At 70.8% G+C, this 21,012-nt stretch carries 21 protein-coding genes and 1 pseudogene; 13 read left to right on the top strand and 9 right to left on the bottom strand.

Annotated elements, in window-relative coordinates; genetic code table 11:
- Positions 1–120 precede the first annotated feature (120 nt).
- From ACFW16_RS30620 to ACFW16_RS30605, 4 genes are read left to right on the top strand one after another with little or no spacing between them, the layout of a single operon-like run.
- Positions 121–627 carry a tripartite tricarboxylate transporter TctB family protein gene (locus tag ACFW16_RS30620; RefSeq protein WP_380312400.1) on the top strand — a complete coding sequence of 169 codons (507 nt, stop codon included), beginning with the start codon at positions 121–123 and terminating at the stop codon, positions 625–627.
- A 16-nt stretch (positions 628–643) separates the two neighbouring features.
- Positions 644–2,161 (top strand): tripartite tricarboxylate transporter permease, encoded by a 1,518-nt coding sequence (locus ACFW16_RS30615; protein WP_380312397.1) that lies wholly within the window; start codon positions 644–646, stop codon positions 2,159–2,161.
- A 23-nt stretch (positions 2,162–2,184) separates the two neighbouring features.
- Entirely contained in the window at positions 2,185–3,474 is a 1,290-nt protein-coding gene (locus ACFW16_RS30610; protein ID WP_380312394.1) for an MFS transporter, read from the top strand.
- Positions 3,471–4,394 (top strand): amidohydrolase family protein, encoded by a 924-nt coding sequence (locus tag ACFW16_RS30605; protein ID WP_380312392.1) that lies wholly within the window; start codon positions 3,471–3,473, stop codon positions 4,392–4,394. Before ACFW16_RS30610 ends, ACFW16_RS30605 begins: the two co-directional genes overlap by 4 nt.
- On the opposite strand, the gene ACFW16_RS30600 is transcribed toward ACFW16_RS30605, so the two are convergent.
- Together ACFW16_RS30600 and ACFW16_RS30595 are read right to left on the bottom strand one after the other, a co-directional pair.
- Positions 4,375–5,739, bottom strand: coding sequence for a four-carbon acid sugar kinase family protein (locus ACFW16_RS30600; RefSeq protein ID WP_380312389.1), 1,365 nt, complete (start codon positions 5,737–5,739; stop codon positions 4,375–4,377). The two genes, ACFW16_RS30605 and ACFW16_RS30600, sit on opposite strands and share 20 nt — an antisense overlap.
- Positions 5,740–6,013: 274 nt before the next feature.
- Positions 6,014–7,258, bottom strand: coding sequence for a ribulose-bisphosphate carboxylase large subunit family protein (locus tag ACFW16_RS30595; protein ID WP_380312387.1), 1,245 nt, complete (start codon positions 7,256–7,258; stop codon positions 6,014–6,016).
- A 102-nt stretch (positions 7,259–7,360) separates the two neighbouring features.
- Between ACFW16_RS30595 and ACFW16_RS30590 the strand changes: the two genes are divergently transcribed.
- The 6 genes from ACFW16_RS30590 to ACFW16_RS30565 are packed head-to-tail and all read left to right on the top strand — an operon-like array spanning position 7,361 to position 13,496.
- Positions 7,361–8,188, top strand: coding sequence for a phosphogluconate dehydrogenase C-terminal domain-containing protein (locus ACFW16_RS30590; protein WP_380312385.1), 828 nt, complete (start codon positions 7,361–7,363; stop codon positions 8,186–8,188).
- A 60-nt stretch (positions 8,189–8,248) separates the two neighbouring features.
- Positions 8,249–9,187, top strand: coding sequence for a D-ribose ABC transporter substrate-binding protein (locus tag ACFW16_RS30585; protein ID WP_380312383.1), 939 nt, complete (start codon positions 8,249–8,251; stop codon positions 9,185–9,187).
- Positions 9,188–9,213: 26 nt separating this feature from the next.
- The gene (locus ACFW16_RS30580) at positions 9,214–9,867 is read left to right on the top strand and encodes a DUF2291 family protein (RefSeq protein WP_380312381.1); all 654 of its coding nucleotides are present in this window, start codon (positions 9,214–9,216) and stop codon (positions 9,865–9,867) included.
- The gene (locus tag ACFW16_RS30575) at positions 9,864–11,405 is read left to right on the top strand and encodes a sugar ABC transporter ATP-binding protein (RefSeq protein ID WP_380312379.1); all 1,542 of its coding nucleotides are present in this window, start codon (positions 9,864–9,866) and stop codon (positions 11,403–11,405) included. Before ACFW16_RS30580 ends, ACFW16_RS30575 begins: the two co-directional genes overlap by 4 nt.
- Complete coding sequence (locus ACFW16_RS30570; RefSeq protein WP_380312377.1) at positions 11,402–12,469, top strand: ABC transporter permease; 1,068 nt, start codon at positions 11,402–11,404, stop codon at positions 12,467–12,469. Before ACFW16_RS30575 ends, ACFW16_RS30570 begins: the two co-directional genes overlap by 4 nt.
- Before the next feature lies 1 nt (position 12,470).
- Positions 12,471–13,496 carry a Gfo/Idh/MocA family protein gene (locus tag ACFW16_RS30565; protein ID WP_380312375.1) on the top strand — a complete coding sequence of 342 codons (1,026 nt, stop codon included), beginning with the start codon at positions 12,471–12,473 and terminating at the stop codon, positions 13,494–13,496.
- Positions 13,497–13,564: 68 nt separating this feature from the next.
- Here the strand turns inward: ACFW16_RS30565 and ACFW16_RS30560 are convergent, their stop codons facing one another.
- From ACFW16_RS30560 to ACFW16_RS30550, 3 genes are read right to left on the bottom strand one after another with little or no spacing between them, the layout of a single operon-like run.
- Entirely contained in the window at positions 13,565–13,981 is a 417-nt protein-coding gene (locus ACFW16_RS30560; protein WP_380312373.1) for a GFA family protein, read from the bottom strand.
- Complete coding sequence (locus ACFW16_RS30555; RefSeq protein ID WP_380312371.1) at positions 13,978–14,217, bottom strand: hypothetical protein; 240 nt, start codon at positions 14,215–14,217, stop codon at positions 13,978–13,980. Before ACFW16_RS30555 ends, ACFW16_RS30560 begins: the two co-directional genes overlap by 4 nt.
- Positions 14,210–14,974, bottom strand: a complete 765-nt coding sequence (locus ACFW16_RS30550) for a DUF899 domain-containing protein (protein WP_380312369.1) — start codon at positions 14,972–14,974, stop codon at positions 14,210–14,212. The genes ACFW16_RS30555 and ACFW16_RS30550 overlap by 8 nt, the downstream gene beginning before the upstream one ends.
- Before the next feature lie 90 nt (positions 14,975–15,064).
- On the opposite strand from ACFW16_RS30550, the gene ACFW16_RS30545 reads away from it, so the two are divergent.
- Positions 15,065–16,285: a hypothetical protein gene (locus ACFW16_RS30545; protein WP_380312367.1), complete on the top strand. Its 1,221-nt coding sequence runs from the start codon at positions 15,065–15,067 to the stop codon at positions 16,283–16,285.
- A gap of 33 nt (positions 16,286–16,318) precedes the next feature.
- Positions 16,319–16,954, top strand: a complete 636-nt coding sequence (locus tag ACFW16_RS30540) for a PQQ-binding-like beta-propeller repeat protein (RefSeq protein WP_380312365.1) — start codon at positions 16,319–16,321, stop codon at positions 16,952–16,954.
- Positions 16,955–17,034: 80 nt separating this feature from the next.
- Here the strand turns inward: ACFW16_RS30540 and ACFW16_RS30535 are convergent, their stop codons facing one another.
- From ACFW16_RS30535 to ACFW16_RS30520, 4 genes and pseudogenes are all read right to left on the bottom strand, one after another.
- Positions 17,035–18,441, bottom strand: coding sequence for an adenylate/guanylate cyclase domain-containing protein (locus ACFW16_RS30535; protein WP_380312363.1), 1,407 nt, complete (start codon positions 18,439–18,441; stop codon positions 17,035–17,037).
- 87 nt (positions 18,442–18,528) lie between these two features.
- Positions 18,529–18,939, bottom strand: coding sequence for a cupin domain-containing protein (locus ACFW16_RS30530; RefSeq protein ID WP_380312402.1), 411 nt, complete (start codon positions 18,937–18,939; stop codon positions 18,529–18,531).
- An 81-nt stretch (positions 18,940–19,020) separates the two neighbouring features.
- A pseudogene (locus tag ACFW16_RS30525) lies at positions 19,021–19,347 on the bottom strand (carboxymuconolactone decarboxylase family protein); the annotation flags it as partial.
- 127 nt (positions 19,348–19,474) lie between these two features.
- Positions 19,475–20,383 (bottom strand): LysR family transcriptional regulator, encoded by a 909-nt coding sequence (locus tag ACFW16_RS30520; protein WP_380312361.1) that lies wholly within the window; start codon positions 20,381–20,383, stop codon positions 19,475–19,477.
- Positions 20,384–20,488: 105 nt separating this feature from the next.
- Between ACFW16_RS30520 and ACFW16_RS30515 the strand changes: the two genes are divergently transcribed.
- Positions 20,489–20,971 carry a hypothetical protein gene (locus tag ACFW16_RS30515; protein WP_380312359.1) on the top strand — a complete coding sequence of 161 codons (483 nt, stop codon included), beginning with the start codon at positions 20,489–20,491 and terminating at the stop codon, positions 20,969–20,971.
- Positions 20,972–21,012: the final 41 nt, after the last annotated feature.

The raw sequence follows: 21,012 nt of genomic DNA, 5'->3' as shown, positions 1-21,012 counted from the left end.
GTCGCAAACCGGCGCGGACGGAGAATTCGGTGCTCTGCCCATTCGCGCGCGGACGCGCGCAGACCCCTCCCCCAACCCTCCTCCCGCAAGGGGAGGGGGGACTAAAAAAGGGTCCGACAGGTGATCGATCAACGTCATGAACCTGAAGGCGGCGGGATCTCCCGCTTCGCGATGGAATGCGCGGCCTCGGCGGCCACCGGCGCGGTCGGCGCCGCGGCCGCCATCGGCGGGCTGCAGGGCGGCATCGGCTGGAACGAGGCGGGGCCCGAGCCCGGCACCTTCCCCTTCGCCGTCGGCCTGATCATCGTCGCCGGCAGCCTGGGCACCCTGGTGCAGGCGATCCGGGCCCGCGACGGCAGCACGTTCCTGGATGGCGTGCGGCTGCGCCGGGTCGCCGCCTTCTTCGGCCCGATGGCGGCCTTCGTCGCGCTGTCGATCCCGCTCGGCCTCTATGTCGCCTCCGCCCTCTACCTCGCCGGGGTGATGCGACTGCAGGGCGGCTACCGGCTGCGGACGGCCGTGCCGGTCGGGCTCGGCGTCGCCGCGCTGCTGTGGCTGGTGTTCGAGACCTGGTTCCAGGTGCCGCTGCTGAAGGGCCCGGTCGAGGCCTGGCTCGGCCTCGCCTGACATCCGGAGACGCCTCGTGGACAATCTCGCCCATCTCGTCGACGGCTTCGGCACGGTGCTGAGCGGCTATCACCTGATGCTGATGGTGCTGGGCGTGATGCTCGGCATCCTGGTCGGGGTGCTGCCCGGCCTCGGCGCGCCGAACGGCGTGTCGCTGCTGCTGCCGCTGACCTTCGCCATGGACCCGGTCTCGGCCATCATCCTGCTGAGCTGCATGTACTGGGGCGCGCTGTTCGGCGGGTCCACCACCTCGATCCTGTTCAACATCCCGGGCGAGCCGTCCTCGGTCGCCACCACCTTCGACGGCTATCCGATGGCCCGGGCCGGCCAGGCGGCGCGGGCGCTGACCCTGGCCTTCCTGTCGGCCGGCTTCGGCGCCCTGGCCGGGGTGGTGGTCATCACCCTGCTGTCCGGCTGGGTGGCGCAGTTCGCGCTGCGCTTCAGCTCGCCGGAATTCTTCGCCGTCTACTTCCTGGCCTTCGCCTCCTTCGTCGGCATGGGCAGCGGGTCGCCGGTGAAGACCGTGGTGTCGATGATGCTGGGCTTCGCCTTCGCCACGGTCGGGATGGACACCGTCTCCGGCAACCTGCGCCTGACCTTTGGCCTCGTCGACCTGATCAAGGGCATCAGCTTCCTGGTCGCGGTGATCGGCCTGTTCGGCATCGGCGAGCTGATCCTGACCATGGAGGAAGGGCTGCGCTTCGACGGCATCCGCGCCCGGGTCGGGCTGCGCGACGTCGGCCGCGCCATGCGCGAGCTGCCGCGGCAATGGCTGGCGTTGCTGCGCAGCGTGCTGGTCGGCTGCTGGATGGGCATCACCCCGGGCGGGCCGACCGCCGCCAGCTTCATGAGCTACGGCCTGGCCCGGCGCTTCGCCCGGCGGAAAGAGGGCTTCGGCAAGGGGGAGCCGGCCGGCATCGTCTCGCCCGAGGCCGCGGACCACTCCGCCGGCACCTGCGCCATCCTGCCGATGCTGGCGCTGGGCGTGCCCGGATCGGCCACCGCCGCCGTCATGATGGGCGGGCTGATGATCTGGGGCCTGACGCCCGGCCCGATGCTGTTCATCGACCAGCCGGACTTCGTCTGGGGCCTGATCGCCAGCATGTATCTGGGCAACGTCGTCGCCGTCGCCCTGGTGCTGGCGACCGTGCCGGTGTTCAGCGCCATCCTGCGCATCCCCTTCGCCGTCATCGGGCCGGTGATCGTGGTGGTGTGCTTCGCCGGCGCCTACACCGTCGCCAACTCGCCCTTCGACATGGGGCTGGTGCTGGCCTTCGGCATCGCCGGCTACGTCTTCAAGAAGCTCGACTACCCGATCGCGCCCCTCGTGCTGGCCATGGTGCTGGGCGACAAGGCGGAGGACGCGTTCCGCCAGTCGATGATCATGTCCGGCGGCAGCCTGTCGGTGTTCTGGTCGAACGCCCTGGTCGGCAGCATCACCACGCTGGGCCTCGTCATGCTGGCCTGGCCGCTGATCGGCCGTGTCTTGGGCGCGGCGCGGCCGGGTCGCCTGTTCCGCATCGGCACGAACTGAAGAACCGCCTGAGGGAGGACGCGATGGCGCAGATCGGAATCACGGCGGCGGAGCGGGCCGAGACGCCGACCGCGGTGCGCTGGAAGGTGTTCGCCTTCGTCGCCGTGCTGACGGTGATCAACCTGGCCGACCGCACCTCGCTGTCGGTCGGCATGCCGACGATCGCCAAGGAGCTGGAGCTGTCGCCGACGATGCAGGGCGTGCTGCTGAGCGCCTTCTTCTGGAGCTACGCGCTGCTGCAGATCCCCGGCGGCTGGCTGATCGACCGGATGGGGCCGAGCCGGATCATCGCCGGGTCGACCCTGCTGTGGGGCGTGTTCCAGACCGCGGCGATGTTCGCAGTGAACGGCTTCACCCTGCTCTTGACCCGGATCGGCCTCGGCGTGTCGGAGGCGCCGCTGTTCCCCGCCGGCGGCAAGCTGAACGCGCTGTGGCTGGCGCCGCAGGAGCGGGCGCGCGGCGCGGTGATCATGGACAGCGGCAGCTATCTCGGCGCTGCGCTGGGCGGGGCCGCCATCGCCTGGCTGATCTACGCCCTCGAGTCCTGGCGCCTGGCCTTCGGCATCGCCGGCATCGTCACCATCGGGCTGGGCTTCGCCGCCTGGCGGCTGCTGCGCGACGACCCGGCCAAGCATCCCGGCGTCAACGCGGCCGAGCTGGCACATATCCGCGCCCCGGCGCCGCAGGAGGCGGCGGAGAAGGGCCGGACCGGCGATACGGTCGCCGCCCGGGTCGTCGCCCCGATCATGCTGGGCCGCTTCGGCTGGGCGATGATGAATTTCGGCTTGCTGACCTGGGGGCCGAGCTACCTGGCCCAGGCGCGCGGGCTGGACCTGAAGGCGATGGGCGCCGCCACCTTCGTGATCTTCGGCGCCGGCTTCCTGGGCGCCCTGACCGCCGGCTTCCTGGCCGACGCGCTGCAGAAGCGCGGCCTGCGGCGCGGCGTGGCGCTGAAGCTGCTGCTGACCGTCTCCGGCCTCGGCACCCTGGCCGGCTTCCTGCTGCTGCCGCATGTCGCCGAGGCGGGGGCGGCGGTGGCCCTGCTGGCCGCGACCGACTTCCTGCTGTGCTTCGGCAGCCTGTACTGGAGCCTGCCGGCGATGCTGGCGCCGCCGGGCAAGGAGGGCACGGTCGGCGGCTTCATGAACTGCGCCGGCAGCGTCGGCGGCATCGTGGTGCCGATCGCCGCCGGGCTGATCCTGCAGGCCACCGGCGCCTATGCCGCCGTGCTGACCTTCTTCGCCGGCTGCGCCGCGACCTATGTGGCCGGCACACTGGCCATCCCCTTCGCCCGCCGCGGAGCCGCCCGATGATGGAACCCGCTCTCTGGACCGGCCCGATCGTCGACGCCCACCAGCATTTCTGGATCCCGGAGGACGGGCACCATCCCTGGCTGCGGCCGGAGGCCCGGATCCCCTTCCGCTACGGCGACTACACGCCGATCAAGCGGCGCTACCTGCCGCAGGACTATGCCGAGGATTCGCGCGGCCACGACATCCGCGCCACTGTCTATATGGAGGCCGAATGGGACCCCGCCGATCCCATCGGCGAGACCCGCTGGGTGTCGGACCTCGCGGCGCGGACCGGCCGGCCCAACGCCATCATCGCCCAGGGCTGGCTGGACCGGGCCGATTGGCCGGAGGTGCTGCGGGCCCAGGCCGGCTTCCCCTTGGTGCGCAGCGTACGCCACAAGCCGGGCGGGCCGGCGTGGCCGGGCGAGGCGGGCCGCAGCCTGATGGCGGACGAAGGCTGGCGCCGCGGCTATGCCCTGCTGGAAGGCGCCGGGCTGCATTTCGACCTGCAGGCCGCCTGGTGGGTGCTGCCCGAGGCCGAGGCGCTGGCGCGCGACTTCCCGAAGACCCTGATCGTGCTGAACCACACCGGCCTGCCGGCCGACCGCAGCGAGGAGGGGCTGCACGGCTGGCACCGGGCCATGGCCCGGCTGGCGGAATGGCCCAATGTCGCGGTCAAGATCTCCGGCCTCGGCCGGCCGGGCCTGCCCTGGACCGCCGAGGCCAATGGCTGGATCGTGCGCGAGACAGTGGCGATGTTCGGGCCCGACCGGGCGATGGTCGCCAGCAACTTCCCGGTCGACCGCCTGTGCGGCCGCTTCGACGACATCTTCACCGGCTTCAAACGGATCCTGGCGCCGCTGCCGCCGGAGGACCAGGCGAAGCTGTTCCACGAGACGGCGACGGCGGTGTATCGGCCGGTCATCCGCCCCCGGCCTTGATCCGCAGGAAATGGTCGGGCGCGCCCATCTGACCGCCTTTCAGCGCGATCTCCAGCCCCGCCAGAGCCGGATCGTCGCCATGGGCCTTGAACAGCGCGGCCCCGGGGATGGTCGGCGCCAGCGCGGTCAAGGCGTGGATGCCGAGGACGCCGGCGCCGTAGCCCGAGGTGTCGCCGCCGGCGATGATGCCGCGCTTCAGCCCGGCCCGGCCCAGCACCTGCTTCAGCGCGGTGCCGAGGCCGGTGCCGATGCGCTCGTTGACCGCGGCCGGATCGGCGCCGGAGGCGGCGAGCGCGTCGTTGAGCGCGGCCACGGCCGGGTCGTCCGGGCCGCGGGCGGTGAACAGCAGCGGATCGTGCCCGGCGCCGATCGCGGCCAGCGCCGCCTCCACCGCCCGGCCGATCTCGCCGGCCCAGGCGGTCGCGTCGATAGCGTGGCGGGCGTCGACCGGGACGGGCTGGAAGCCGCGCTTCAGCGCATGCGCGATCTGGGCCGCGGTCTGCGGCGCGCAGGAGCCGGAGACGACGGCAACATGGTCGACCACCCCGGCGCTCGGCACTGGCGGGGGCGGTTCGATCAGCCCGGCCTCTCGCCAGTAAGCCAGCAGTGCGTATTCCAGCCCCTGGGAGCCGATCGCGAACAGCCTGTCGCCGCGGTTCCGCCAGATCAGGCCGCCGACGGCGGCGAGGTCGGCCTCGTCCGCCACGTCGAAGGCGACGATCCCGGCGCCCATTTCGATCTCCCGCCGCAGCGCAGCCTCGCCCCCGCCGGAGCGGAGGTCGGTGAGGTCGACGAGACCGATCGCGCGGTCGGTCTGCCGCGCCAGATGCCGCCGGACATCGGCCTCGTGCATCGGCGTCACCGGGTGGCGGCTCATCGTCGGGTGCCGGTCGAGGCGGTGGACCGCACCATCGAAAGCGGCAAAGAGGTTGCCGAAGCACTGCCAGCGCCCGATCGCCGGCGCCGCCACCACGAAGGGATGCCAGGCGCCGCCGAGCCACGGCACGGCCAGCTCGACGGCCTTGCCGATCGAGCCGACATCGGGCGCGGAATCGAGGGTGGAGCAGATCTTGTACTGCGCCACCGGCGCGCCGAGCCCGGCCAGGGCGGCGAAGGCCGGCGGCAGGTGCCGCTCCATCCAGGCCGGGTCCTTCGATCGCGCCACCCCGGCGATGCCGATGCCGCGGTAGCCGGCAAAGGCGGCGAGGCGCTGCGGCGTCGGCACGTCGAGGAACAGCACGGAAGGCACGCCGCCGAAGGTCAGCACCTCCATCACCGCGGCGGCGCCGGTGAAGTCGTCGCCGTACCAGGAGACGAGCGGGCCCGAAGGGAGGGAAGAGGTCATGCGGCCTCTCCCTGCGCCGTCGGATGCACGCATCCTCGAGGGCTAAAGCGGACCCCGCCGGAAAGCAAACGAGTCCCCCCTCCCCTCGCGGGAGGGGGATAGAGGGAGGGGATTCTCTCGGCTCGATCCGATCCTGGACCGCGGCAAACCGACTCGCATGCAAAGCGGTACGAAAGCGCATTCGCGCGCGGACGCGCGCCGACCCCTCCCCCTGCCCCCCTCCCGCAAGGGGAGGGGGGACTAAGATGAACAGGGGCCAGCTCGAAAGAAGCTCTCATCCCTTGTACGCCTCCAGCGCCCGGGCCAAAGCGGGGCGGGTGCCGGCGTGGTCGGCGAGCGGCACACCTTCGACCGCGGCCTCCCAGGCCTCGCGCAACGCGGCGACGCCGGCCGCGGGGCCGGCGGGGTGGGCCATGATGCCGCCGCCGGCGGCGAAGATCAGGTCGGTCGAGCCCAGCGCCTGCCAGGTGCCCGGGGCCTGCCGCACCGTCTGGCCGGAGGAGAAGACCGGCATGATCGGGCACGGCTTGTCCGGGAACAGCGGGTTCAGGCAGGCCCGGGCCGAGGCGATGACGCTGTCGTCGTCCTCCGAGAACTTGTTGGCCAGGCCGTTGACATGGATGTGGTCGGCCCCGGCCAGCCGCCAGACCTTGTGCCAGGCGGTGAAGCTGAAGCCGAGCAGCGGGTGGCGCGACAGGTACCCCCAGCCGTTGCGATGGGCGTGGATCGGCAGCGCGCTGTGGCGGCCGAGCGCGATCATGCCGGCGAGGCCGACCGAGTTGACGCTGGCCATCACGCAGGTGCCGCCCAGCGCCTGCACCAGGTCGTGCCGGCGCCGCATCTCGTCCAGGTCGCCGGTCAGGTTGAAGGCGAACATCACCTTGCGACCCTTGCGCTCGGCGACGTCGTTGACCACCCGCATCACGGCGCGGGCACGATCCTCGAACGGGCAGGCCGGGCCGTCGGCCTGCAGCTCGTCGTCCTTGATGAAGTCGATCTCGGCCTCGGCCAGGGTGCGCACCAGATCGGCCGTCTCCTGCGGCCCCAGCCCGACGCTGGGCTTGACGATGGTGCCGATCAGCGGCCGGCCCTCGACGCCCGCCAGGCGCCTGGTGCCGGCGATGCCGAAGCGCGGGCCGTCATAGGCCGCGGCGAAGGCCGCGGGCAGGCGGATGTCGAGCAGCTTCAGGCCGGAGAACTGCTTCAGCTCGAACAGGTTTCCGGCCACGGTCGCCATCAGGTTCGGCAGCGACGGGCCGAGATTGGCCAGAGGCCAGGACAGGGTCACCCGCGCCCGGACGACGGGCCCTGTCCCGCCCGCGCCGGGCAGCGACGGCGCCGGGGCGTCGCCGACCACCTCCAGCCGCTCGACCCGCGCCGCCGACCGCTCCTTCAATGCCGGCGTCTCGCCCGGCACCGCCACGAAGGTGCCGGAGGACTGCTCGCCCGCCATCGCCTCGGCTGCCGCCCGCGGGTCATAGGCCGTCTCGATCAGGTAGTCGGCCTCGATGCGCTCCATCCCCTGCCCTCTCCATCCGCCGATGATCAAATCATGCTGATTGACTCATCATACCAGTTGTCTTACTCGTCTCGGCAAGGATCTGACAAGAGAGGGCGCCCAATGACGTCGATCGCGCTGTTCGGGGCTGGCGGCAAGATGGGCTTCCGGCTGTCCAGCAACCTGAAGGGGTCGCGTTTCGACGTGCGCCATGTCGAGGTCGGCGACGCCGGCCGGGCCCAGCTGAAGGCCAAGCTTGGCGTCGACTGCGTCCCGGCCGAGGCGGCGCTGGACGGCGCCGATGTGGTGATCCTGGCCGTGCCGGACACGCTGATCGGTAGGGTCGCCGCCGGGATCGAAAAGCAGCTCAGGCCCGGCACCATGGTGATTGCGCTGGACGCGGCCGCGCCTTTCGCCGGGCACCTGCCGAAGCGCGACGACCTGACCTATTTCGTAACCCATCCCTGCCATCCGCCGATCTTCAACGACGAGACCGAGATGGCGGCGAAGACCGACTATTTCGGCGGCATCGCGGCCAAGCAGCACATCGTCTCCGCCCTGATGCAGGGGCCGGAGGAGGCCTATGCGCTGGGCGAGGAGATCGCCAGAGTCATCTGGGCCCCGGTGATGCGCTCGCACCGGGTCTCGGTCGAGCAGATGGCGCTGCTGGAGCCCGGCCTGTCCGAGACCGTCTGCGCCACCCTGCTGGTGGTGATGCGCGAGGCGATGGACGAGGTGGTGGCGCGCGGCGTCACCCACGACGCGGCGCGCGACTTCCTGCTGGGCCATCTGAACGTGCTGGCCTCCGTCATCTTCGACGAGCGCGAGGGCGTGTTCTCCGACGCCTGCAACAAGGCGATCGAGTTCGGCAAGCCGGTGCTGATGCGGCCGGACTGGAAACGGGTGTTCGAGCCCGACGAGATCGCGGCCAGCATCCAACGCATCACCTGAGATCCGGCGGGCCGCAGGCCCGAACCGGGCGACATCAACGACATCCACAGGGAGGATCATATGCGTTTCACCAAGGCGCTTCTCGCGGCGGGTATCGCCGGCACACTGGTTCTCGGCTTCGGCGCGATGGCGCAGGCGGCGGACCTGATCGCCGTCATCACCCCGTCGCACGACAACCCCTTCTTCAAGGCGGAGGCCGAGGGCGCCCAGAAGCGGGCCGAGGCCCTGGGCTACGACACCATCGTCCTGGTCCATGACGACGACGCCAACAAGCAGATGGAGCGGATCGACACCGCCATCGCCCGCGGCGCCAAGGCGATCATCCTGGACAATGCCGGCGCCGACGCCACCGTGGCGGCGGTGCAGAAGGCGAAGGACGCCGGCATCCCGTCCTTCCTGATCGACCGCGAGATCAACGTCACCGGCGTCGCCGTCGCGCAGATCGTGTCGAACAACTACCAAGGCGCCCAGCTGGGCGCGCAGGAGTTCGTCAAGCTGATGGGCGAGAAGGGCAACTATGCCGAGCTGGTCGGGCGCGAGGCCGACACCAATGCCGGCATCCGCTCGCAGGGCTATCACGACGTCATCGACGACTATCCCGACCTGAAGATGGTCGCCCGCCAGTCGGCCAATTGGAGCCAGACCGAGGCGTTCTCGAAGATGGAGTCGATCCTGCAGGCCCATCCCGACATCAAGGGCGTGATCTCCGGCAACGACACCATGGCGATGGGCGCCTGGGCGGCGCTGACCGCCGCCGGCCGCACCGACGTGATCCTGGTCGGCTTCGACGGCAGCAACGACGTGCGGGATTCGATCAAGCAGGGCGGGATCAAGGCCACCGTGCTGCAGCCGGCCTATCGCCAGGCCGAGCTGGCGGTCGAGCAGGCCGACCAGTACCTCAAGACGGGCAAGACCGGACAGCCCGAGAAGCAGCTGATGGACTGCCTGCTGATCACGCCGGACAACGCCGGCAAGCTGGAAACCTTCGCGATGAAGTGACGGGAGGTTGAGGCGGGAGTCCCGATATGGCCCGACGCCTGGTGATCGCGATCCTGGCCGCCGGCCTGCCGCTGGCCGCCTGCAAGCTCGTGAAGAACGAGCCGCCGCAGGTGGCCTCGGCGGCGGGCAGCGTCGCGACCTCCTTCGACAATCCGGCCTTCGACCCCGAGAAGACGGTCGAGGAGATCTGGCAGCCGAAGCTGCTGCCGTATCTCAAGGCCAAGGCAGGTTCTTTCGCCGAAGTGCGGGCGCTGGCCCCGGACGAGGCCGGGAAGCGCTTCGGCTACCGGGCGGTGGACAGCATGCCCTGGACCGTGGCGGCGACGGTCGAGGGCGGGATCACGGCGGCCGATACCAGCATGCGGGCGGCGACCATCGAGGTCGACGCGGATGGCGACGGCACCTCCGACCTGACGGTCCAGATCGGCCCGGTGTTCAAGGGCACGGCGCTGCGCGACAGCCTGGACTTCATCTCGTTCAACAGCTTCGCCAACCAGATCGAATACGCCAAGTTCGGCAAGGCGCTGAACGCGCACATCTACAATGCCGCCCTGGGCGCCCTGCCGCGGGACAAGCTGGTGGGGCGGAAAGTGACGCTGCTGGGCGTCTTCACCCTCGACGACCCGAAGGCGAAGCCGCTGGTCACCCCGGCCGAGCTGAGCCTGGAGGCGGCGCCGTGACCGAGGCCCCTGCCCTCCAGGTCGAGGGGGTGACCAAGGTCTATCCCGGCACGGTAGCGCTGAAGGGCGTCGACTTCACCGTGCATCGCGGCGCGGTCAACGTGCTGGTCGGCGAGAACGGCGCCGGCAAGTCGACGCTGATGAAGATCATCGCCGGGGTCGAGCAGCCGACCGAGGGCCGGATCGTGGTCGACGGCCGGCCGGCGATGCTGCACAGCCCGCAGGACGCCGCCCGGCACGGCATCGGCATCGTGTTCCAGGAGCTGAACCTCTGCGCCAACCTGTCGGTGGCGGAGAACATCTTCATGGCCCGCGAGCTGACGGGCGGGCTGCGCGGCATCGACCATCGCGGCCAGAACCGCCGGGCGGCGGAGCTGCTGCGTCGGCTGGAGCACGACATCGACCCGCGCGCCGAGGTCGGCGACCTCGGCATCGGCCAGCAGCAGATCGTCGAGATCGCCAAGGCGCTGGCGCAGGATGCCCGCATCCTGATCATGGACGAGCCGACCTCGGCCCTCAGCGCCGCCGAGGTCGAGATCCTGTTCCGGGTGATCGCCGAGCTGAAGGCGCAGGGTGTCGCCATCGTCTACATCTCGCACCGGCTGGAGGAGCTGGTGCGGATCGGCGACCACATCACCGTGCTGCGCGACGGGCGCATCACCGGCCATGAGCGGATGGGCCGGATCGACGTGCCCTGGATCGTGCGGCAGATGGTCGGCTCCGCCATGACGGATTTCGCCGCGCCGGGCGACCGGCCGCCGGGGCCGGAGATCTTCCGGGCCGAGACGATCTGCCTGCCGCGCGCCACCGGCGGCTATGCCGTCGACCATGTCTCGCTGTCGCTGCGGGCGGGCGAGATCCTCGGCCTCTACGGGCTGATGGGCGCCGGGCGGACCGAGCTGTTCGACTGCATCATGGGGCGCCATGCCTTCGCTCGCGGCGCCATTTATCTCGACGGCGAGCGGGTGACGGCGCGCGACGTGACCGGGCGGATCCGCCGCGGCCTCGCCATCATCCCGGAGGACCGGCAGCGCGACGGGCTGGTGCCGATCCTGTCGGTGGCCGAGAACCTGACCCTGTCCAGCCTGCGGCGCTTCCTGCGCGGCTTCCATCTGAGGCGAGGGGCGGAGGCCGAGGCGGCGCGGCGGTCGATCCGCGAGCTGGCGATCAAGGTATCGGATCCGGCCATCGAGGTCAGCGCGCTGTCGGGCGGCAACCAGCAGAAGGTGGTGATCGGCAAGGCGCTGATGACCAACCCCAGGGTGCTGCTGATGGACGAGCCCAGCCGCGGCATCGATGTCGGCGCCAAGGCCGAGATCTTCCGGGTGATGCGCGACCTCGCGGCCCAGGGCCTCGGCATCCTGTTCGCGACATCGGACCTCGAAGAGGTGATGGCGCTGTCGGACCGGATCGCGGTGATGAGCAACGGCAGGCTGGTCGAGGTGTTCGACCGCGCCGACGCGACCGAGGACCGCGTCGTTGCGGCCTCCGCCGCCGGGCACGGGCCGGACCAAGTCTTGAGGGAGGCGCACGCATGATGGCAGCGGACAAGGCGGCCGAGGGCTGGAGCGGCGACGCCATCGCGCTCCATCTGATGAAGCTGCGCACCTTCATCGCGCTGTTCGCGGTGCTGATCGTGTTCTCCGCCATCGCGCCGAACTTCCTCAGCACCGCCAACCTGATCCTGATGTCGAAGCATGTGGCGCTGAACGCCTTCCTGGCGATCGGCATGACCTTCGTCATCATCACCGGCGGCATCGACCTGTCGGTCGGGTCGATCGTCGGGCTGTGCGGCATGGTGGCGGGCGGGCTGATCCTGCACGGCATCGACCTGTCGGCCCTCGGCTTCGGCTACACCCTCTATTTCAACGTGCCGGAGATCATGCTGATCACCCTCGCCCTCGGGGTGCTGATCGGCGCGGTCAACGGCCTCCTGATCACCCGGCTGAAGGTGGCGCCCTTCATCGCCACGCTGGGCACGCTGTATGTCGCCCGCGGTGCGGCGATGCTGCTGTCCGACGGCAGCACCTTCCCCAACCTCGCGGGCAAGCCGGAGCACGGCACCACCGGCTTTGCCACGCTCGGCGCCGGCACGCTGCTGGGGCTGCCGCTGACCATCTGGCTCCTGATCCTGGTCGCGGCCGGGGCCGCCTATCTCGCCGCGCGGACACCGCTGGGCCGGCACATCTTCGCCGTCGGCGGCAATGAGCGCGCGTCGGGCCTGTCCGGCGTCCGGGTCAACCGGGTGAAGCTGTTCGTCTACATGTTCTCCGGCTTCTGCGCCGCGCTGGTCGGGCTGATCATCTCCTCGCAGCTGATGGCCTCGCATCCGGCGACGGGCGAGACCTTCGAGCTGAACGCCATCGCCGCGGCGGTGCTGGGCGGCACCTCGATGTCGGGCGGGCGCGGCACCATCGGCGGCACCATCATCGGTGCCTTCGTCATCGGCATCCTGTCGGACGGCCTCGTGATGATGGGCGTCAGCTCGTTCTGGCAGACCGTGATCAAGGGCCTCGTGATCATCGCCGCGGTGGTGGTCGACCAGGCGCAGCGCCGGCTGCAGCAGCGCGTGGTGCTGCGGCGCATGGCGCGGGAGGGCTGACATGCTGCGCGGCGCCCTGATCGGCTGCGGCTTCTTCGCCGTCAACCAGCTGCACGCCTGGCGCGACGTCGAGGGCGCGGAGATCACGGCGCTGTGCGACCGCGACCCGGCCCGGCTGGAGGCGGCGGGGCGCGATTTCGGCATCGCCCGGCTGTATGCCGATGCCGAAGAGATGCTGGCGCGCGAGACGCCGGATTTCGTCGACATCGCCACCACGGTGCCAAGCCACCGGCCGCTGGTCGAGCTGGCCGCCCGGTACCGGGTGCCGGTGATCTGCCAGAAGCCCTTCGCCGCCACGCTGGACGACGCGAAGGCCATGGTCGCGGCCTGCGAGGCGGCCGGCGTGGCCCTGATGGTGCATGAGAACTTCCGCTGGCAGTCGCCGATCCAGGCGGTGCGCCGGGTGATCGAGTCCGGCCGGATCGGCGAGGTGTTCTGGGGCCGCGTCTCCTTCCGCTCGGCCTATGACGTGTTCTCCGGCCAGCCCTACCTCGCCACCGGCGAGCGCTTCATCATTGAGGACCTGGGCATCCACATCCTCGACATCGCCCGCTTCCTGTTCGGCGACGCGACGCGGCTCACCGCCCGGACCCGGCGGGTCAACCCGGCGATCCGCGGCGAGGATGTCGCGACCATGCTGCTGGACCATGCCGGCGGGGTGACCTCGGTGGTCGACTGCTCCTACGCCACGCGGCTGGAGACCGAGCCCTTCCCGGAGACGCTGGTCGAGGTCGACGGCAGCGCCGGCACCATCCGGCTCAGCCAGGGCTACCGCATGGTGGTGACCGGCCGCGACGGCAGCGAGACGGTCGATGTCCCGCCCCGCCTGCTGCCCTGGGCCGCGCGGCCCTGGCACAACATCCAGGAGAGCGTCGCGGCGATCCAGCAGCACTGGGTCGATTGCCTGCGCGACGGGCGGGAGCCGGCGACCTCCGGCCGCGACAATCTCAAGACGCTCGCTTTGCTCGAGGCCGCCTATCGCAGCGCCGGGGCCGGGCGGACCGTCGACCTGGCGGATCCGCCGTGACCGGCCGCATGCGGCTGCGATGATCGGTGCGCGGCCCGGCCGGAGATCGGCTTCGGTCACACCGCATCTCACATCGGCGGCATCTTCTCGAATTGCGGCAGGGCCTCGTCGATGCGGTCCCAGGCATGGCCGCGGATGCGGTAGGTCACGACCTGCGGCCTGAACCGGGCCGGATCGTCGAGGCTGGCGGCGTGCACGGTGAAGACATCGGGCTTGGCCGCGGAGGTCAGGTAGACCGGCGATCCGCAGGCGGGACAGAAGGCATGGCTCTTCACGTTGCCGTTGTCGGCGACGATGTCCCAGCGCGTGGCCTCGCCTTGAAGCTTCTTCACCCCGGCGCTCAGGAAGGTCAGGTACGAGCCGTGGCCGGTACCGCTCCGCTGCTGGCAGTCGCGGCACTGGCAGTCGTTCATGAAGATCGGCTCGGCCGCGATCTCGTAGCGGATCGCGCCGCAGGCGCATCCGCCGGTCCAGGGCTCGCTCATTCCTTCTCTCCTCGTCCGACCAGCCTCAGCCAGGGCGCCGCGTGAAAGACGCTCATCAGCAGGTACATCGGCACCATCCCGCCCAGCGGCGACATGCCCGCGGCCGAGCAGAGGACATCCGCCTCGCCCCCGGACAGGCCCGTGACCAGCGCCATGACGGCGAAGGTCGGCGTGGCGGCGAGGTGCAGCCAGCCGGCCGCGCCGAGCGGCCGGCGGGGCATCGCGAGGTCAGCCATGGGCGTACTCGTCGCGGCGGCGCCACCAGATCCCGGCCTCGTTGCGTCCCCTGGGGGCACGGTCGAGCCACTGATACGACGCCCACAGCGCATCGAGCCCGCGGGCATAGGCGGAATAGGTGTGGTGGACGGCGCCGTCCTGAAGGGCGAATGCGCTCAGGCCCGGCCGGTCGCGATTGTAGCTGGGCGCGTCGGTGCCGCAGGCGGCCGCGAACTGGACGATCGGCTCCGGCGCCGGGACCAGGTCCATCGCATGGCCGCCGCGCCGGAAGTTGTATTCGATGGCCCCGCCGCGCTGCTGCTCCTCGGTGAAGGAGACGTTGAAGTCGTGGTTGAAGTCGCCGCCGAGCGAGGAGGCCCAGGGGAAGGTCCATCCCATCCGCTGCTTGTAAGCCTGCAGCTTCGCCAGCGGCGCCAGCGACACCGCCCACAGCATCACGTCGTGATTGGCGAGATGGACCGCGAAGCCGTTGAAGCTGTCCGCGATCATCGAGCAGGACGGGCAGCCCGCCTTCCAGTCGGGCCCGAACATGAAGTGATAGACCAGGAGCTGCGACCGCCCCTGGAACAGGTCCTTCAGCGAGGCGGTGCCGCCGTCGGTCTCGAACCGGTAGTCCTTGTCGATCCGGACCCAGGGCAGGTCCTGCCGCCGCCGCGCCAGCTCGTCGCTCTGCCGCGTCAGCTCCTTTTCCGCCGCCAGCAGGCCGAGCCGCGCCGCCAGCCATTCCTCGCGGGTTCCGGTCGGGTGCGTCGTCATCGTTCCACTCTCCATTGGTGTCCGGTGGTCATGGGTTAGACTGGCGCCGGGGAGCGGACAGCGGGGAGTGACAAGTGTGACGGGATTCCGATGGACTCGCTGATCACGGCGGCGGGGCGCGCTCTCGCCGCGGGCGATCCGCTCGGTGCCCTGAACCGGGTCGCGCTGCGCGACGACGCCCCGGCGCTGGCGCTGCGCGGCATCGCCATGGCGCAGCTGGGCGACCTCACCCGGGCGAAGGCCCTGCTGCGGCGGGCGGCCCGCGCCTTCGGGACGAAGGAGGCCGTGGCCCGCGCCCGCTGCATCGTCGCCGAGGCCGAGGTCGCGCTGGCCTCGCGCGACCTGGGCTGGCCGCCCAAGGCGCTGGACGCGGCGCGGGCGACGCTGGAAGCGCATGGCGACCGGCTGAACGCCGCCCATGCGCGCACCCTCGCGATCCGGCGCCTGCTGCTGATCGGGCGGCTCGACGAGGCCGAGCAGGCGCTGGCCGAGCTCGACCCCGCGCCCTTTCCGCCGGCCTGGCGCACTGCCCATGAGCTGGTGGCCGCGGGGATCGCGATGCGGCGCCTGCGGACGGCGCCGGCGCGTGCCGCGCTGGCCCGGGCCGAGCACGCCGCCCGCCTCGCCCGGATCCCGGCGCTGTCGGCCGAGGTCGAGAGCGCGTCCCGCATGCTGGAGGCGCCCGCGGCACGCCTGATCGCGCGCGGCCGGGAGCGCCCGCTGCGGCTGGAGGAGGTCGAGGCGCTGCTGATGTCGCCGGCGCTGGTCGTGGATGCGTGCCGCCATGTCGTGCGGGAGGCCGGCACCGCGGTGCCGCTGGCCCGGCGCCCGGTGCTGTTCGCGCTCGCCCGCGCCCTGGGCGAAGCCTGGCCCGGCGATGTGCCGAGGGGCACGCTGCTGCAGCGGGCCTTCGGCGCGAAGTTCGCCGACGAGTCGCATCGGGCGCGGCTGCGGGTCGAGATCGGGCGGCTGCGCGCGGCGCTGCGGCCGCTGGCGGAATTGCACGCGACGGCGCGCGGCTACGCCCTGGTGCCGCGGCCCGGCCGCGAGGTCCTGGTGCTGGCCCGGCCGGTGGAGGAGCGGCACGCAGCGGTGCTGGCCTTCCTCGCCGACGGCGAATCCTGGTCCAGCTCGGCCCTGGCGCTGGCGCTCGACGCCAGCCAGCGCACGGTGCAGCGCGCGCTCGACGTGCTTGCGGAAGCCGGCAAGGTGCAGTTCTTCGGCCAGGGCCGGGCGCGCCGCTGGGTGACCCCGCCCCTGCCCGGTTTCACGACGGCCTTGTTACTCCCGGCCCCGCTGCCCGACGGCTAGGCTGACCCCATGAAACGATCAGGGAAACAATCCATGGCCGACATCATCCGCGAATACGGGCCGTTTCCGGGCGTCGACGAGGTGGCCGGCGTCACCTATGACGGCGAGCATGTCTGGTTCGCCTCCGGCGACAGGCTCAACGCCCTCGACCCGAAGAGCGGCAAGATGGTGCGCTCGCTCGACGTGGCGGCGCATGCGGGCACGGCCTTCGACGGCCGGCACCTGTTCCAGATCGCCGAGAGTAGGATCCAGAAGATCGACCCGGAGACCGGCCGGGTGCTGGCCACCATCCCGGCGCCCGGCGGCGGCGGGGATTCGGGCCTCGCCTGGGCCGAAGGGACGCTCTGGGTCGGGCAGTACCGGGAGTGCAAGATCCACCAGCTCGATCCGGAGACCGGCAAGGTGCTGCGCACCATCGAATCCAACCGCCATGTCACCGGCGTCAGCTGGGTGGACGGCGAGCTGTGGCACGCCACCTGGGAGGCCGACGAGAGCGAGCTGCGGCGGATCGATCCGCAGTCGGGGAAGGTCCTGGAGAGCCTGGAGATGCCGGCCGGAACGTTCGTGTCAGGCCTGGAATCCGACGGCGGCGACCAGTTCTTCTGCGGCAGCGGCAAGAGCGGATTGGTGAGAGCCGTCCGCCGGCCCGGGCGGAAGCGCCGCGGCTGAGGCCGGCTCGCGGGACGACGCGCGGGTTCGGCTCGACACCGAGCGGGGCCCATCGAGCACCCGCCGCGTTTCCCCGGAAGCTAAGGGATCTCGTAGAGCGTCAACTCGTTGGCGATGCCGCGCAGCGTGTGGCGCTGCGGGACCGGCTCGATGCCGCCGGCCTGCAGCAGCCTTGCGGTATCGGAATCCTTCACCACCGCCTCCGTCGCGAAGATGGCGCGTGAATTCACCAGGGTCTGCACGCGGGAGGCGATGTTGACGGTCTGGCCGAAATAGTCCTGGCGCTCGTTCAGCGTGACCGCGAGGCACGGCCCCTCGTGGATGCCGATCTTGAGCACCAGGTCCTCGTTCGCATGCGCATCGTTCAGGCGGCCCATGGCGTCGCGCATGCGCAGCGCGGCGGCCACGGCCCGGTCGGGCGTCGGGAAGGTGGCCATCACGGCGTCACCGATGGTCTTGACCACGGCGCCGGCCTCGGCCGCGACGATCTCGTGCAGCACGCGGAAATGGGCGCGCACCAGGTCGAAGGCGGCCAGGTCGCCGACGCGCTCGTACAGCGCCGTCGACCCTTTGAGATCGGTGAACAGGAAGGTCATGCTCGTGATCCTGAGCCGCTGGTCGATATCGAGCGTGTCGGTCCGGTAGATGTCGCGGAAGGTCTGGTTGGTGAGCAGGCGCTTGGCGGTCAGGAACGGCTTGCGCCGGCCGAGCAGGTCGTGCAGCGCGGGCCCGGCGATCCAGACCCCCGCCAGCACGCGGCGGCCGGTCCGGTTCTCGACGGAGAGGCGCAGCGGACCGGGCCGCAGCGGGATGGTCTCGTTCGGCCGGTGCACCGGATCGATGATGAAGGACAGCGTCTGGCGGTCGCGCGTGGGCTCGCCCTTCACGTCGAGGAACTGCGTCGCATGGCTGACGGGATCGAAGACGATGAGGAACTCCGCCGGCAGCTGCAGCGACAGGAGCGCCTTCTCGCCGGCCGGCAGTTCGACGAAATCGAGCGTGATGTCCTCGATCAGCTGTTCGAAATTCGACGGCAGATCGACGCCGGATCCCCAGAACACCTGACGGCAATACTCCACCGGCGGAAGCGTGTCGGGGTCGTGCGCCCCGATCCGGCGCACCCGCGGGCTCACGGTGAAGGCCACCTCCACCATCTCGTCGAGCGTGGGCTCGTAGCCCGCGGCGCAGAGAGCGCAGTGGTATTCCTCGCGGTCCAGCGACTTCAGCGTGGCGCCGGCGTCCAGGACGCCGCCGCAGCCGGGGCAGAGCACGTTCCAGGACAGCTCGAACAGGCCGAGGCGCGCGGCGTGCAGGAACACCGCGATGGCGCGCTCGATATCGATCCCGGTGTGCGCCGCGAAGTCGAAGACGTTGACGCGGCAGAGCGCGCGGTCCGGCCCGTCCTGCACCAGCCGCTCCACCGCTGCCGCAGCCTCCCCGTCGGCAGATTGCCGCAGGGCCGCGAACAGGGCCTGGACTTCGCTCATGGCCCGATTTTACGCCGAATCCGAGGAAACGCCAGAAGCGGTGCCGGAGCCTCGGCGATCAGCCGACCGCGGACGGCCCGTCGCGGCTCAGCCTCCGCTTCGGGCGGCGCCGTACTGGTCGTCGGAGACGTGCTCCAGCCAGTCGACGCTCTTGCCGTCGACCGCCTCCGCGACGGCGACATGGGTCATGGCCGAGGTCGCGGTCGCGCCGTGCCAGTGCTTCTCACCCGGCGGGATCCAGACCACGTCGCCGGGGCGGATCTCCTCGACCGGGCCGCCCTCGCGCTGTACCCAGCCCTGGCCGGAGGTGACGATCAGCGTCTGGCCCAGCGGATGGGTGTGCCAGGCGGTGCGGGCGCCGGGCTCGAAGCTGACGATCGCGCCGCCGACCCGCGCCGGATCGGGGCGCTGGAAGCGCGAGGCGATCCGGACCGTGCCGGTGAAGTACTCCGCCGGGCCGGGCTGGGCCGGCGTCGAGCCGTGGCGAACGATATCCAATGTCGTGCTCCCTTGCGTCTCGGGGCCGGCGGTCTCTCCCGGTGGCAGCCCGCGCGCCTCGAACACCGATTTGGCCACCGGGACCGCGGACATCGCCCTGGGCCAGCCGGCATAGAAGGCGAGATGGGTGATGACCTCAGACAACTGGGCCCGGGTCAAGCCGTTGTCGATCCCCCGGTTCATGTGGCCCGTCAGCTGCGCGGTCTGGCCCGTCGCGATCAGGGCCGCGATCGTGACCAGGCTGCGGTCGCGCGGCGACAGGCCGGGCCTGGCCCAGACATCCGCGAACAGCACCTCGTCGGTGTAGTCGGCCAGCGCCGGCACGGTCGCCCGGACATCGGGCGGGGCCACCCGCGGGACCGCCGGCCTCCGTTCATCCGCCTGGGCCGAAGCGGCCAGAGAGGCCATCGCGAGCAGGGTGGCGGGCAGCTTCATCGATCACTCTCCGTCCATCATCCGGGGAGCTCGGGAGATGGGCCGGGCGGCGGCCGGCGATTAGAGGCCCGAAGACGCATGGAGCTATCGACCGGGCTCATCAATGCGGGCGCGGGTCTCCCCGGTAGCGCAGCGCATCGATCAGCACGGACAGGGCCGGCGAGCACTGCCGGCGGCTGGGATAGTACAGGTGATAGCCCGGGAACGGCGGGCACCAGTCGGCCAGCACGTGGACCAGCTGGCCTGCCGCGACGTGATCCCGCACCTGGTCCTCGGGCAGATAGGCCAGACCGAGCCCGTCCAGCACCGCGTTCAGCCGCAGGACGCCGGTGTTGAACACCAGCGCCCCCTCGACCCGCACCTTCAGCTCGCGCCCGTCGCGCTCGAACTCCCAGGCGTACAGCCCGCCATAGGTGGGAAGGCGCATATTGATGCAGTTGTGGGCCGTCAGCTCGTGCGGCGTCCGCGGTGGCGGCCGCTTGCCGAAATAGGACGGCGAGCCGACGACCGCCATGCGCATGTCCGGGCCGATGCGGACCGCGATCATGTCCTTCGCCACCTGCTCGCCGAGGCGGATTCCGGCGTCGTAGCGCTCCGCGACGATATCGGTGAGGGCGTAGTCGACGGCGATCTCGATCCGGATGTCCGGATAGTCGGGCAGCAGCTTCGCCACCGCCGGCCACAGGATCGTGTTGGCCGCATGCTCGCCCGCGGTGATGCGGACGGTGCCGGCCGGCTTGTCCCGCAGCGCGCTCAGCGCGGCCAGCCCGGCGTCGATCTCCTCGAAGCGCGGCCCGATGCTCAGGACCAGACGCTCGCCGGCCTCCGTCGGGGCGACGCTGCGCGTGGTGCGGGTCAGGAGCCGCAGGCCGAGCCGTTCCTCGAGCCCGCGGATGGTGTGGCTGAGCGCCGACTGGGACACGCCGAGCTGCGCCGCCGCCCGGGTGAAGCTGCGCTCGCGCGCGACTGCCAGGAAAGCAAGGAGGTCATTCAGGTTCTCGCGCGGCATTCATGAGCACCCGTCATAGGTTCATGCAGATTATACCATCTAATCGCGTGCCGTTTCGCTCACCAGATTTGCGGTCGAACGCAGCGAGATTGACGGGATCAGCCTATGACATCGAAGCCTCGGATCTTGTTCGCCGCACTCCTGTCCGTCTCGATCGGCATCATTCCGTCGCTGAGCGCCGTGGCTCTCGCCAACGAGAAGCCCGCGCCCCTTGTCATCCAGGAGCAGGGCAGCTTCGCCATCGGCGGAACCACGATCAGCGCTCCGGGCACCTATGATCCCTACAAGCCGTCGCCTGCCGGGCAGACGTTTCACGGCGATCACGCCTATGTGTTCTATCAGGTGCCGGTCGACGCGCGGCCGCTGCCCCTCGTGCTCTGGCACGGCGCCGGCCAGTTCTCGAAGACCTGGGAAACCACGCCGGACGGTCGCGAGGGCTACCAGACCATCTTCCTGCGCCGCGGCTTCGGCGTCTATGTGATCGATCAGCCCCGGCGCGGCGATGCCGGGCGCAGCACGCAGCCGGTCACCATCACGCCGACGCCCGACGAGCAGAGATGGTTCGACATCTTTCGCGTCGGGCTATAGCCGAACCACTTTCCCGGCGTCCAGTTCCCGCACGACCCGGA

It is taken from the genome of Inquilinus sp. NPDC058860, assembly GCF_042743185.1.
Lineage (GTDB): Bacteria > Pseudomonadota > Alphaproteobacteria > DSM-16000 > Inquilinaceae > Inquilinus.
This window is presented reverse-complemented; position numbering and strand designations above follow the sequence as displayed.